This window comes from Pseudonocardia oceanicola (assembly GCF_047200735.1).
Lineage (GTDB): Bacteria > Actinomycetota > Actinomycetes > Mycobacteriales > Pseudonocardiaceae > Pseudonocardia.
Genome location: NZ_JBJZON010000023.1, coordinates 47,550 through 60,223, shown reverse-complemented (window position 1 = coordinate 60,223; position 12,674 = coordinate 47,550). Strand labels below are relative to the sequence as shown.

The 12,674-nt window shown below is 73.2% G+C and carries 14 protein-coding genes; 7 read left to right on the top strand and 7 right to left on the bottom strand.

All coding sequences use genetic code 11. From position 1 onward, the window contains the following. Positions 1-589: 589 nt before the first annotated feature. Positions 590-1,360, bottom strand: coding sequence for a deoxyribonuclease IV (locus ACL02T_RS26580; protein ID WP_412833507.1), 771 nt, complete (start codon positions 1,358-1,360; stop codon positions 590-592). A gap of 352 nt (positions 1,361-1,712) precedes the next feature. Here ACL02T_RS26580 and rpsF point away from each other — a divergent pair, with 352 nt between their 5' ends. The 5 genes from rpsF to dnaB all read left to right on the top strand — a co-directional run bounded on the left by rpsF (position 1,713) and on the right by dnaB (position 5,431). Further along, entirely contained in the window at positions 1,713-2,051 is a 339-nt protein-coding gene (gene rpsF / locus ACL02T_RS26575; protein ID WP_412833506.1) for a 30S ribosomal protein S6, read from the top strand. Positions 2,052-2,060: 9 nt separating this feature from the next. Continuing rightward, positions 2,061-2,576, top strand: coding sequence for a single-stranded DNA-binding protein (locus ACL02T_RS26570; RefSeq protein WP_412833505.1), 516 nt, complete (start codon positions 2,061-2,063; stop codon positions 2,574-2,576). A gap of 57 nt (positions 2,577-2,633) precedes the next feature. Then, positions 2,634-2,870, top strand: coding sequence for a 30S ribosomal protein S18 (rpsR, locus tag ACL02T_RS26565; RefSeq protein ID WP_037042067.1), 237 nt, complete (start codon positions 2,634-2,636; stop codon positions 2,868-2,870). Positions 2,871-2,890: 20 nt separating this feature from the next. Beyond that, positions 2,891-3,340: a 50S ribosomal protein L9 gene (gene rplI, locus ACL02T_RS26560; protein WP_412833504.1), complete on the top strand. Its 450-nt coding sequence runs from the start codon at positions 2,891-2,893 to the stop codon at positions 3,338-3,340. 669 nt (positions 3,341-4,009) lie between these two features. Next, positions 4,010-5,431, top strand: coding sequence for a replicative DNA helicase (gene dnaB, locus ACL02T_RS26555; RefSeq protein ID WP_412833503.1), 1,422 nt, complete (start codon positions 4,010-4,012; stop codon positions 5,429-5,431). 246 nt (positions 5,432-5,677) lie between these two features. Here the strand turns inward: dnaB and ACL02T_RS26550 are convergent, their stop codons facing one another. Beyond that, positions 5,678-6,595 (bottom strand): cation diffusion facilitator family transporter, encoded by a 918-nt coding sequence (locus ACL02T_RS26550; protein ID WP_412833502.1) that lies wholly within the window; start codon positions 6,593-6,595, stop codon positions 5,678-5,680. 196 nt (positions 6,596-6,791) lie between these two features. On the opposite strand from ACL02T_RS26550, the gene ACL02T_RS26545 reads away from it, so the two are divergent. Next, positions 6,792-7,124, top strand: coding sequence for a DUF3040 domain-containing protein (locus tag ACL02T_RS26545; protein ID WP_412833501.1), 333 nt, complete (start codon positions 6,792-6,794; stop codon positions 7,122-7,124). Positions 7,125-7,323: 199 nt separating this feature from the next. On the opposite strand, the gene ACL02T_RS26540 is transcribed toward ACL02T_RS26545, so the two are convergent. From ACL02T_RS26540 to ACL02T_RS26525, 4 genes are all read right to left on the bottom strand, one after another. Next, positions 7,324-7,656 (bottom strand): GYD domain-containing protein, encoded by a 333-nt coding sequence (locus tag ACL02T_RS26540; RefSeq protein ID WP_412833500.1) that lies wholly within the window; start codon positions 7,654-7,656, stop codon positions 7,324-7,326. A 234-nt stretch (positions 7,657-7,890) separates the two neighbouring features. After that, positions 7,891-8,652: a 3-oxoadipate enol-lactonase gene (gene pcaD / locus ACL02T_RS26535; RefSeq protein ID WP_412833499.1), complete on the bottom strand. Its 762-nt coding sequence runs from the start codon at positions 8,650-8,652 to the stop codon at positions 7,891-7,893. 13 nt (positions 8,653-8,665) lie between these two features. Further along, positions 8,666-9,340 (bottom strand): CoA-transferase, encoded by a 675-nt coding sequence (locus ACL02T_RS26530; RefSeq protein ID WP_412833498.1) that lies wholly within the window; start codon positions 9,338-9,340, stop codon positions 8,666-8,668. Beyond that, positions 9,337-10,113, bottom strand: a complete 777-nt coding sequence (locus tag ACL02T_RS26525) for a CoA transferase subunit A (protein WP_412833497.1) — start codon at positions 10,111-10,113, stop codon at positions 9,337-9,339. Before ACL02T_RS26525 ends, ACL02T_RS26530 begins: the two co-directional genes overlap by 4 nt. Before the next feature lie 117 nt (positions 10,114-10,230). On the opposite strand from ACL02T_RS26525, the gene ACL02T_RS26520 reads away from it, so the two are divergent. Then, positions 10,231-11,130, top strand: coding sequence for an aldo/keto reductase (locus ACL02T_RS26520; RefSeq protein ID WP_412833496.1), 900 nt, complete (start codon positions 10,231-10,233; stop codon positions 11,128-11,130). Here ACL02T_RS26520 and ACL02T_RS26515 read toward each other — a convergent pair whose 3' ends face one another. Then, the gene (locus ACL02T_RS26515; RefSeq protein WP_412833495.1) at positions 11,131-12,624 is read right to left on the bottom strand and encodes an SDR family oxidoreductase; all 1,494 of its coding nucleotides are present in this window, start codon (positions 12,622-12,624) and stop codon (positions 11,131-11,133) included. Positions 12,625-12,674 lie beyond the last annotated feature (50 nt).

Here is a 12,674-nt window from a genome sequence, read left to right as displayed (position 1 = left end):
AGGGCCCACACCAACGCGCGCCAGCGGGCGAGCCGGCCCAGCATCCAGCCGGTGACCAGCCCGAACGGTGCCAGGATCAGCGCCGACGCGAGCAGGAAGCCCGCGTCCGTCGACGCCCCGAGGGCCCCGAGCCACATCAGCACGCCGGTGAGCACCGGGTACTCGACGGTGCCGCCCCGCAGCTGACCGTCCGGGGAGATCGAGCCGTCGACGTAGGGGAAGACGTGCCGGTCCACGTCGCGGCCGAGCCACAGCTTCTGGATGTCCGAGTAGCAGACGTCCCGGTACTGCCGGACCGCGTGGTCGGGGGTGGAGCGGCCGGCCGCGTCGAACTCGGGCCCGGTGCAGCGCGCCTTGTTCGCGTAGCCGAGCAACAGCGTCAGCCCGGTGAGCACCACGAGCAGGACCAGCCCCGCGGTACCGAGCGGCGCCCTGCGGGTGCCCTCGCCGGATCGGCCGTGGGGCCCCGCGCCCGGCGTGCTCGCCGCGGCGGGGCCGAGCGGCCGGGAGGTGGGGTGCGACGTCCCGGTGTCCGGCGCTGCAGGGTCGGCGGGCCGCGCGACCGGGGCGCCCGCGGCCGCGCGCTCGTTCACCGCCCGAGCTTCTCGCGCAGGAACGCGATGTCCGCCGCCTGGCCCTCGGCGGGGGTCTCCACCACGACCGGGGCGCCCGCCGCGGCGCACACCGCCGCCAGGACCTCGGGCTCGATGGTCCCGGAGGTGACGCCTGCGTGGCGGTCGCGCGCGGAGTCGAACTCGTCCCGCGAGTTGTTCAGGTGCACCAGGTCGATCCGGCCCGTGATCGCCTTCGCCCGGTCCACGACGTCGACCAGGTCCTCGCCGGCGGCGAAGGCGTGGCAGGTGTCCAGGCAGAAGCCGACGCCGAACTCGCCCACCGCGTCCCACAGCCGGGCCAGCGCCTCGAACCTTCGGGCCATCGCGTTGTCGCCGCCCGCGGTGTTCTCGATGAACACCGGCACCGCGAAACCGCCCTCGTCCTGCTGGCGCTGCACGAACTTGCGCCAGTTGTCCACGCCGACGGCCGGGTCCTCGTCCTTCGTGACGTGCCCGCCGTGCACGACCAGCCCGATCGCGCCGACCGCCCGCGCGGCCTCCGCGTGCTGCACCACCAGCTTGCGGGAGGGGATGCGGATGCGGTTGTTCGGCGAGGCCACGTTGACGACGTACGGCGAGTGGACCACCGTCGCGACCTCCGCGGCCGCGAGTGCCTCCGCGTGCGGGTGCGGCTGCGGCTTCTTCCACCCCTGCGGGTCGGCGAGGAAGAACTGCACGATCTCCGCCCCCCGCTCGGCCGCCGCGGCGAGGGGGTCGTCGTCGCGGACGTGGGCACCGATGAGCATGCCGACGAGGGTAGTGACAACCACCGACGTTCCCGCACTCCCGCCGCGCCCGGCCCCGGGACCCGGCGTCACCCGGGTCCCCGCACGACCGGCCGCGCCCGTCGCGGCGCCCGCACCGGGTCCGGTGGGTCCTTCACCACCGCGAACGACCGCCGGGGGCGGGGCCGGTCGGGCGAAAACGCGCTGGTAACCTCGTGGGCAACCGCTCCGACCGGTGGCCACCCGGGCCGCCGCGACGAGCCGGACCCGTGCCCCGTGCCGCGGTCCGGCCCGATTCTGTCGGTGCGGGGTGAGAACCTCCTGCCGCGGAAGCGCCGCGGCCGTTCCAGTCCACAGGAGGTGAGTGGTTCTCATGCGTCACTACGAGCTCATGGTCATTCTCGACCCGAGCCTGGACGAGCGCACGGTGCAGCCGTCGCTGGAGACCTTCCTGAACGTCGTCCGCTCCGACGGCGGTTCGGTGGAGAAGATCGAGGTCTGGGGCAAGCGCCGCCTCGCCTACGAGATCGCCAAGAACGCCGAGGGCATCTACGCGGTGCTCGAGGTGCAGGCGGAGCCGGCCACCGTGGCCGAGCTCGACCGCCAGCTGGGTCTGAACGAGTCCGTCCTGCGCACGAAGGTGCTGCGCAAGGAGCCGACGAAGGCCGCGAAGGCCGCCCCCGCGCGCACGCCCGCCCCCGCCGCGAGCTGAGGAGGCCCCATGGCCGGCGAGACTGTGATCACCGTGGTCGGCAACCTCACCGCCGACCCGGAGCTGCGGTTCACCCCCTCCGGGGCGGCCGTCGCCAACTTCACGGTGGCGTCCACGCCGCGCACCTTCGACCGCCAGTCCGGCGAGTGGAAGGACGGCGAGGCGCTGTTCCTGCGCTGCAACATCTGGCGTCAGGCCGCGGAGAACGTCGCCGAGACGCTCACCCGTGGTGCGCGCGTCATCGTGCAGGGCCGGCTGCGGCAGCGGTCGTTCGAGACCCGCGAGGGTGAGAAGCGCACCGTCATCGAGATGGAGGTCGACGAGGTCGGCCCCTCGCTGCGCTACGCCACTGCCAAGGTCAACAAGGTCAGCCGCGGCGGTGGCAGCGGCGGCTTCGGCGGCGGCGGCGGTGGCGGCTTCGGTGGTGGTGGCAGCAGCCAGGGTGGCGGCGGCTACGACGACCCGTGGGGCTCCGCCCCGCCGGCCGGGAGCGGTCCCGCCGCGGACGACGAGCCTCCCTTCTGACCTCGATCCACACCCCCGCGCCGAGCGCGGGGACCGGTACATCCAGGAGCACCAGCAATGCCCAAGCCCGTCCTGCGCAAGCCGAAGAAGAAGGTCTGCGCCTTCTGCAAGGACAAGGCCCAGGAGATCGACTACAAGGACACCGGCCTGCTGCGGAAGTTCATCTCCGACCGCGGCAAGATCCGGGCCCGCCGCGTGACCGGCAACTGCCGGCAGCACCAGCGGGACGTCGCCGTCGCGGTGAAGAACAGCCGCGAGGTCGCCCTCCTGCCGTACACCTCGACCGCTCGCTGACCTGAGGAAGGAGTAGCACCGTGAAGCTCATCCTCACGGCCGACGTGCCCAACCTGGGCGCGCCCGGCGACATCGTCGAGGTCAAGGACGGCTACGGCCGCAACTACCTGCTCCCGCGCCAGTTCGCGATCGTCGCGACCCGGGGCGCCGAGAAGCAGGTCGAGCAGATCCGCCGCGCCCAGAAGGCCCGGCAGATCCGCGACCTGGGCCACGCCCAGGAGGTCGCCGCGTCGCTCAAGGAGCTCTCCGTGAGCATCAAGGCGAAGGCCGCGAGCGACTCGGGCCGGCTGTTCGGCTCGGTCACGCCGGCCCAGGTCGTCGACGCCGTGCGCGCCGCCGGCGGCCCGGCCCTCGACCGGCACTCGGTCGAGATCGGCGAGCAGATCAAGACGGTGGGTTCCCACCCGGTGAAGGTCCGCCTGCACCCGGAGGTCACCACCGAGCTGCAGGTGTCGGTCGTCTCCGCCTGACACCGGCACCCGACGGGCTCCAGTCCGTCACCGTCCGTAACGGGGGCGGGATGCGGTCACTGCGACCGGGTCCCGCCCTCGCGGCGTTCTCGGACTCCACCTCGCCCTCGGTGTCGGGCCGTGGGGCGTGCCCGGGGTGCCCCGCGACGGAGCGGCGACACATCGACCGTACGGCGCGTGGCAACGACACGCGGAGGTTGCGCCTGCATCGCTCGGTGACCTCCCGGGTGCGCCGGGTGGACAGCGACCGGCCGCGGGCCGACACGCCCGTGACAGGACGCGCCGGGTACGTCGGGAAAGAAAGTTGTCCACACCGCTCCCCAGGCCCCTGAACTGGGAAGACACGCGCTGGACAGTGGTTGTCCCCACAGTGTCCACAGGTCGCTGGGGAGGCCCGCCTGCCCTGTCCCGGATCCGTCCCCACGCCCTCCCCAGGGTTGTCCACACTCCGGTTTGGGTCCGGGCGCGGACTCCCCTAGCGTCACGTGCTCGGGCCGCGCGGATGATCGCCCGCCCACCCGCGGACCGTTCGTCGCACGCCACCCCAGGGCGCGACCCCGGTCGCGCGCGGGCGGAGGAGCGCTCCCGGGCGCGGCGGCGGGAATCGGCTGCGAATCGAACTTGTGTTCGATATGATGAGGCCAGCGGTGACAGGGGGTGACGTCGAGCATGGCGGTGACGGATGACCGTCCGAATCGGCCGTGGGCCGTCCGCGACGGTGAGGGCCGTCCGGGCGGCGAGGCCGCGGGCGGGGCCGTCCCGAACCCGTTCGATCGTCAGCCCCCGCAGGACCTCACGGCCGAGCAGTCGGTGCTGGGCGGGATGCTGCTGAGCAAGGACGCGATCGCGGACGTGGTGGAGGTGCTGCGGCCGGACGACTTCTACCGGCCCGCGCACCAGACCGTCTACGACTGCATCCTCGACCTCTACGGCCGGGGCGAGCCGGCGGATGCGGTCACGGTGTCGGCGGAGCTGCAGCGCCGCGGGGAGCTGATCCGGCTGGGTGGGGCGCCGTACCTGCACACGTTGATCGCCACGGTGCCGACCGCGGCGAACGCGGCGTACTACGCCGAGATCGTGGCGGAGAAGGCCACGTTGCGCCGGCTGGTCGAGGCGGGCACCCGGATCGTGCAGCTGGGGTATCACGGGGCCGAGGGCGCGGAGGTCGAGGAGGTCGTCGACCGGGCGCAGGCGGCGATCTACGAGGTCACCGAGCGCTCCACCAGCGAGGACTACGTCCCGCTCGAGGAGCTGCTGCAGCCGACCATGGACGAGATCGACGCGATCGCCTCTCGCGGCGGGGTCTCGCTGGGGGTGCCGACCGGGTTCGCGGATCTCGACGCGTGCACCAACGGGCTGCACCCGGGGCAGATGGTCGTCGTCGCGGCGCGCCCGGGTCTGGGCAAGTCCACCTTGGGGCTGGACTTCGCGCGCTCGTGCTCGATCAAGCACCAGATGACCAGCGCGGTGTTCTCGCTGGAGATGAGCAAGTCCGAGATCGTGATGCGGTTGCTGTCGGCGGAGGCGCGGATCCGGCTGGCGGACATGCGTGCGGGCCGGATGAGCGACGACGACTGGACCCGGATGGCGCGGCGGATGTCGGAGATCTCCGAGGCGCCGCTGTTCATCGACGACTCGCCGAACCTGACGTTGATGGAGATCCGGGCCAAGGCGCGCCGGCTCAAGCAGCGCAACGACCTGAAGCTGATCATCCTGGACTACCTGCAGCTGATGACCTCCGGACGCAAGGTCGAGTCCCGCCAGCAGGAGGTGTCGGAGTTCTCCCGGCAGATCAAGCTGCTGGCCAAGGAGCTCGAGGTGCCGGTGGTGGCGATCAGCCAGCTCAACCGTGGCCCGGAGCAGCGCACGGACAAGCGGCCGATGATCTCGGACCTGCGTGAGTCCGGCTCGATCGAGCAGGACGCGGACATGGTCATCCTGCTGCACCGGCCGGACGCCTTCGAGCGGGACGACCCGCGCGCGGGCGAGGCCGACCTGATCCTGGCCAAGCACCGCAACGGCCCCACCAACACCATCACCGTCGCCCACCAGCTGCACTACAGCCGCTTCGCCGACCTCGCCCACGGCTGACGAGCGAGTGAAGCCGTGACGCACTCCGGCGCCCGCGGACCTCGCGTGAGGGAACCATAACGCGCTCAAGTGGCCGCAATTCGTGCGTTATGGAACCATACTGCGCCCTGGCAGCCGCGAATATCGCGTTCTGGAACCATACTGCGCTCAGGTGGTTGCTCTGACGCCCGCCGATCCTGCGTTGCGGAACCACACTGCGCTCACGTAGCCGCACGGCTCGCGTGGTGGAGCCATCATGCGCAGGGCCTAGTGGCAGGCGTCCTCGTGCCCCACGTGCGCGTGTCGCTCGACCTGCAGCGTGCTGTGGGTGAGGCCGAACCGCTCGCGGAGCGCGGTGCCGGCGCGGTCGAGCACGGAGCCGCCGCAGCCCGTCGCGTTGGCCTCCTGGTCGGCCACCACCAGGTGCGCGGACATGGACGGGGTGCGGTCGTTGATGGCCCAGACGTGGAGGTCGTGCACGTCGGTCACGCCGGGCACGGCGAGCAGCGCGGAGCGGACCTCGGCGACGTCGATCCCGGCCGGCGCGCCTTCCAGCAGGACGTGCCAGACCTCCCGCAGCAGGCCGATCGCCCGCGGCAGGATCAGCGCCGCGATGAGCAACGAGGCGAGGGTGTCCGCGTAGGGCCATCCGGTCGTGACCAGCACGACCGCGGCCACGATGACCCCGACCGAGCCGAGTGCGTCGCCGAGGACGTGCAGCATCGCCCCGCGAAGGTTCATGTTGCCGCGGTCGCCGCCCGCGAGGATCAGCAGCGACACGACGTTGCCGACGAGCCCCACGGCACCGATGACCAGCAGCGGCAGCCCGGGGATGTGCGCCGGCGCGAACAGCCGCGAGACTCCCTCGACGGCCACCCACACGACGACGGCGATCAGGGCCACGGCGTTGAGCCCCGCCACGAGCACCTCGACCCGGCCGAGCCCGAAGGTCCGGTGGTGGCAGGCCGGCCTGGTCGCGAGCACCGCCGCCAGGACGGCGGCCGCGAGCGCCCCGGCGTCCGTGAGCAGGTGGCCCAGGTCGGCGAGCAGTGCGAGTGATCCGGTGACCAGCGCGCCGACGCCGCCGAGGACGGCGCACGCCAGGGTCACGAGGAGCGCGGCGACCAGCCGGCGGCGGTCGCTCCCCGCGCCGTGGCCGTGCCCGTGTCCGTGACCCGTACCCATGGCCAGGACGCTACACATGCGTGATCGTGCATGCAAAGGGGAAGGGTCACCTCAGCGAGCGGCGCCGGTCACACCGGCTCAGGCCCGAGGTCACGATTGAGTCACGTATACTTCCCCGACGTGCACCCGGATCAACGGCGAGCGGGCCGCCCGTTCCCCAGCCAGCCCTTCGCGATCCCCGGGGGTGCCCCGAACGATGCTCAGTGACCGTGAGCGCAGCCAGTTCGCTCTGATCGAGCAGGGCCTCCTGTCCGGGGATCCGTTGTTCGTGGCCCGGTGCAGTGCGCTCGGCCGCAAGCTGCGCCGCCACCGTCCCGCTCCCGGCGTCGCCGGCCCCGCCCGCCGCCACTCCGTGCACGCGGCAGGGATGGTGCCGACGATCCTGCTCGGCGGCGGCCTGCTGCTGCTCGTGCTCGGTGGGGCGGCCGCCGCGGTGCCCATCGTCGTCGCGGGGGTCCTGATGGCCGTGGCCGCACTCGGCCTGGCCCTGATCGCGCCCCAGCGGCGGGCACGGCCGGACACGCCGTAGGAGACCCTGGGGCCCACGAGATGGGCAGGTAGAACTCCCGGTCGACCAAGGTCCGCCCCTGGTCGAGGCGTAGGCGAGGAACACCCCGAGCTGATAGTTGTCGATCTTCCGAACTCGATGGGCCTCACCTGAATCCGCACCGTGTACGGGCCGCGCGAGCTCGATCGCCATCGCCACGTCGCCGTGGCACTCTGAGGCCTCAGTCTCCGGGGCGGACGTACGCCTGGTGCGAGTGACCCGCCTTGTCCAGCACGTCGACCAGCTCCGCCGGGGTGATCAGCTCACGGGTCTCGTGCCGGTCGAAAGCACCCGACGCGGTCACCGCGAGCGAGATCGCTGCCGCCGCACTGGAGTCGGGCGCCTCGAAGATCACGATGCCGTCGTGGCCCCCGAACATGTAGTACAGCGCTTCGAGCTGGGCGTCCTGGGCCTCGAGCATGGTCCGGACGGCGGCCGTGCGGTCGCTGGGCTTCATCACCATCCGGTTCCACGTCTCCGGGCTGTAGCTGAAGAAGAACGCGAACTTCGCCATCGCCGACCCTCCCTGTGCTCGTGGAGTCGTCCAGCCTCCTCCGACCGCCGCCGGTTGTCGCTGCGTAGAGGTACGTACGGATCGGCGAGCGGAAGGCCGGTGCCGCTCAGCACCGGCCGGTCCGACGCCCGCATCCGCGGGCAGTTCCGGCGCGGAGAGCTGCTGGAACTGATCGCCTTCCGCACCGCGCTGTGCACGGCGCCGAGCGATCCGAGCTGACCACCGTCCAGTTCGCTAGGCCAGGTGCTCCAGGAGGAGACGGTTGGTCTCCTCCGCGCTCTGCATGGTGGCCAGGTGGCCGCCGTGGAGCACCTCCAGGCGCGCCCCGGGAATGCCCTCGGCGATCGTGCGGGCGTGCGGCTCGACGGGGGTCGAGCGGTCCTCGTCCCCGGCGATCACGAGCGTCGGCGCCGCGACGGCCCCCAACCGGTCCCGGTGGTCCCAGACCTCGATCGCCTCGCAGCAGGCCTTGTAGCCGGCGTCGGGCGAGTCGGAGACCCAACCGACGGCCCGCTCGACGACGTCGGGGTGCAGCTCGGCCCAGTCCGGCGTGTACCACTTCTCGACGATCCCCGGGGCCAGCGGCGCCGTGCCGTCGGCCTCGACGGCCTCGATGCGCTGCCGCCAGATCGAGCGGTCCGGGAAGGCCGCGGAGGTGCAGCACAGCGCGAGCCGCGCGATGCGGTCCGGGTGTTCCGAGCCCAGGTACATCCCGACCATCCCGCCGAGCGAGAGGCCGCACCAGTGGACGCGGTCGACGCCCAGCGCGTCGAGGGTGGCCAGGACGGCCTCGGCCAGGGTCTTCATCGTGTACGGGCCGGGCGGCACGGGCGAGGCGCCGTGCCCGAGGTGGTCCATGCGGACGACCCGGAACCGCTCGGCGAGGGCCGGGAGGTTCGGCTCCCACATGGCGAGCGTGCTGCCCAGCGAGCCGAGCATCACGAGCACGGGCCCGTCCTCGGGGCCGTCCGTCCGGGTGTGGAGCAGGTCGGTCATGGGCCCGATCCTGTCATCCGGCCCGGAGCGCGGCGACCTCCGCGGTCGTGGCGGGCGCCGTGCGGCCCACCTCCTCGGCGACCTCCAGCGGCCAGCCGGTCTCGGCCCGCACCCGGTCCACGGAGACGCCCGGGTGGACCTCGGTGAGCACGAGCTCGGCGGTGGCCGGGTCGGGCCGCAGCACTCCCAGGTCGGTGACGACCGCGACCGGACCCGGGCCGCGCAGGCCCGGCTGTGCGCGGTCGGGCGGCCCGGCCGGTGCGCCGGGTGCGGTCACGAAGTCGACGCGCTGGACGAACGCGGTGAGCCGGTGCGGCAGCAGCACGACCACCCGGCCGGCCCCCGCCGCGACGTCCGGGGTGGCCCCGGTCCCGGCGAGCCGCGCCGTGGGCTCGTCGTACTCGCCGAGGACGGTGGTGTTGACGTTGCCGAACGCGTCGACCTGGTCCGCGGCGAGCAGCCCGACGTCCACCCGCCCGCCCTGCAGCCAGTAGCCGCTGAACTCCGCGGCGCCGACGGTCGCGGCGGGCACGCCGTCGACGGTCCCGTCGTCGCCCAACACGGTCAGCCGGGGTGCATGCGTGGCGCGGGCGAGCCGGGCGGCCCGGCGGGCCGCTCCGGGGGCCGCCACGCACACCTCGCCGTCGGTGAGCAGCCGCGCGGCGGTGACGAGCATCTGATCGCTCACGCGCGGATCTCCTCCAGCCAGCTCGTGAAGCGTGCCCGGTCGCCGGAGACGGCCGACCAGGTCCGCTGCCCCCCGCCGTCGGAGGACGGCTCGTGGTCGCGTGCGGCGGCGGGCACCACGGCGATCCGGGTGACCGCGAACGCAGGAAGGACGGGTGCCCCGTGCTCGGGCTCGAGCTCGTCGACGACCTCCTCGACCGTGACGAGCGCCGTACGGGCCGCCAGCACCGCCTCCTTCCGCAGCCCGGGCACACCGTGGAGCTGCACGTTGCCGGTCCGATCGGCCCGTCGGGCGTGCACCACGGCGAGATCGGGGCGCAGCGCCGGCAGCGCGGTGAGCTCCTCGCCGGTGAACGGGCAGCGGACCGTCGCGGTGCGCGTGACGGCCGCGAGGTCCGAGCCGGTGCCACCGCCGCGGACCGTCGCGAAGGGCAGCCCCGAGGCGCCCGCGACGTACCGCGCGGCCATCCCCGCCTGGCTGTGCTCCTCGATCTCGAGCGGTGCCGGCCAGCCGGTGACCAGGGCGTCCCGGATCCGGTGCAGGTCCGGACCGAGCCGGGCGAACACCAGGGCCTTCACGCAGCCCGCGCCGACGAGCTGGTCGGCCGCCGGGCCGGGCACCGTGCCGACGAGGGTGAGGTCGCGTGGCCTGCGTCGCAGGATCGCGCGCACTGCGGCCGCGGGCACCGACGCGCCGGATCCTTCGAGGGCGATCTCCGCGCCGTCGTGCACCAGGGCGTCGACGGCGTCGGCCAGCGGCGAGGTCGTGGCCACGGCGCGAACGTAACGGGCGCACCGGAGGGCGGCAACAGGAGCGACGTGACCGCCGACCCCTGCGGTGCTGGTCACGATCGGGCGCGGCGCGTGCACCGACGGTGCCACCCTCGTCGCATGACCAGCGTCATCCCGCAGAACGAGACCGCCGCCGTCGCCGGTCCCGCCGCGGCCGCCGGCACGTTCCGGCTCGGCGAGGGACCCGTCGTCCACCGACTCGGGTTCGGGGCCATGCGGATCACGGGGCCCGGTGTCTGGGGCCCGCCCGTGGACCCGAAGTCCGCGATCGAGGTGCTGCGCCGCGCCGTCGACCTCGGTGTGAACCTGATCGACACCGCCGACTCGTACGGCCCGGGGACCTCCGAGGAGTTGATCCGCGAGGCCCTGCACCCGTACGACGGCGTGGTCGTCGCGACCAAGGCCGGCTTCCTGCGGCCCGGCCCGGACCGGTGGACGCCGTGCGGACGGCCCGAGTACCTGCGCCAGCAGTGCGAGCTGAGCCTGCGCCGGCTCGACGTCGACCGGATCGACCTGTTCCAGCTGCACCGCGTGGACCCGACGGTCCCGGCCGCGGACCAGTTCGGCGTGCTCGCCGAGCTGCAGGCCGAGGGCAAGATCGGCGCGGTCGGGCTGTCCGAGGTCTCCGTCGAGACGATCGAGCAGGCCCGGGGGGCCGTCGAGGTCGCGACGGTGCAGAACCGCTACAACCTCGTCGACCGCGCGAGCGACGACGTCCTGCGCTACTGCACCGAGAACGGCATCGGCTTCATGCCGTGGCACCCCGTCGCGGCCGGCGCCCTCGCCCAGCCCGGCGGCGCCGTCGCCGAGATCGCCTGGGCGCACGGGGTGACGGCGCCGCAGGTCGCGCTCGCGTGGCTGCTGCAGCGCTCGTCGGTCATGCTCCCGATCCCCGGCACGGCGGACCTCGCCCACCTCGAGGACAACTGCCGTGCCGCGCAGCTGGAGCTCGACCTCGCCGAGATCGACCGCCTCGACGCGGGCCTCACCGAGCTCTGACTACGACGCCCTCCGCTCCGCCCCGGTGACCGCCGGGGCCGCGCGTTCGGCGGTGCGGGTGATGTTGCGGACCATGCCGCCGAAGACGATGCCGTGGAAGGGCGCCACGGACCACCAGTACAGGTGGCCGGCGAGCCCGTGCGGTACGAAGACGGCGCGCTGGGTGTAGCGGGATCCGGCGGGGTCGGGCCCGGCGCCCATCTCCAGCCACGCCAGCCCCGGCACCTTCATCTCGGCACGCAACCGCAGCAGCGTGCCCTCCTCGAGCGCCTCGACGCGCCACCAGTCCAGCGCGTCGCCGGTGTGCAGCCGGTCCGGATCGCGCCGGCCGCGGCTCAGCCCGACCCCGCCGACGAGCCGGTCCATCCACCCGCGCACCGACCAGGCCAGCGGGAACGAGTACCAGCCGCGCTCGCCGCCGATCCCGACCACGACCCGCCAGAGGTCCTCGGGCCGCGCGCAGCAGGGCTGCACGCGATCGTCGGTGTACACGGTTCCGCCGGACCAGTCCGGGTCGCTGGGCAGCGGGTCCGACGGGGCGCCCTCGACGGCCGCGTTCGACCAGTGCGTCTCGACATCGCCGTTGCTGATCTTCGCGAGGGCCAGCTCGACGGCCCGGTCGTAGCCGATGCGCCCCTCGGGCGGATCCGGCACGTACTGCAGGATGTCCTGCTCGCGGCACACCACCTCGTGCACGAGCGACTCGATCAGCGGTGCCGCGATGCCCTTCGGCACCGGCGTGACGACGTTGACCCAGTGCGCCGACAGCTTCGGGGTCAACACCGGCACGCCGATCACCCGGCGCCTCCGGAGCCCGGCCACCGCGGCGTAGCGCTGCATCATGTCCAGGTAGGTCAGGACATCGGGGCCGCCGATGTCGAAGGTCCGGTTGACGTCGGGCGGCAGGTGGGCGGCGCCGATCAGGTAGCGCAGCACGTCGCGCACGGCGATGGGCTGGATGCGGTTGCGCACCCACTGCGGCGTGAGCATGACGGGCAGCCGCTCGGTGAGGTAGCGCAGCATCTCGAAGCTCGCCGACCCCGAGCCGAGGATCACCGCGGCCTGCAGTGCCGCCGTGGGCACGCCGCTGCGCAGCAGGATCTCACCCACCTCGGCCCGCGAGGTGAGGTGCGCGGAGAGCGGGCCGTCCGGGTGCAGCCCGCCCAGGTAGACGATCCGCCGGACCCCCGCGGCGCGGGCCGCCTCGGCGAGGATCAGCGCCGCGCGGCGGTCGAGCGAGGAGAAGTCCCGGTCCGCCAGGGAGTGCACCAGGAAGTAGACGACGTCGACGCCCTCGCACGCCCGCCGCACGCTCTCGGCGTCGAGCAGGTCGCCCTGCACGATCTCCGCGTGCCGGGCCCACGGCACGTCACGCAGCTTGCCCGGGTCGCGGACCAGGCACCGTACCCGCGCGTCGGCGCCGCTCTCCTCGATCAGCCGTGGGGCCAGCCGCCCGCCGATGTACCCGGTCGCACCGGTGATCAGGTATCGCACCCGCCCGATCCTCCCGGTGCGGGGCCGAATCGGCACCTCAGGCCGGGGGC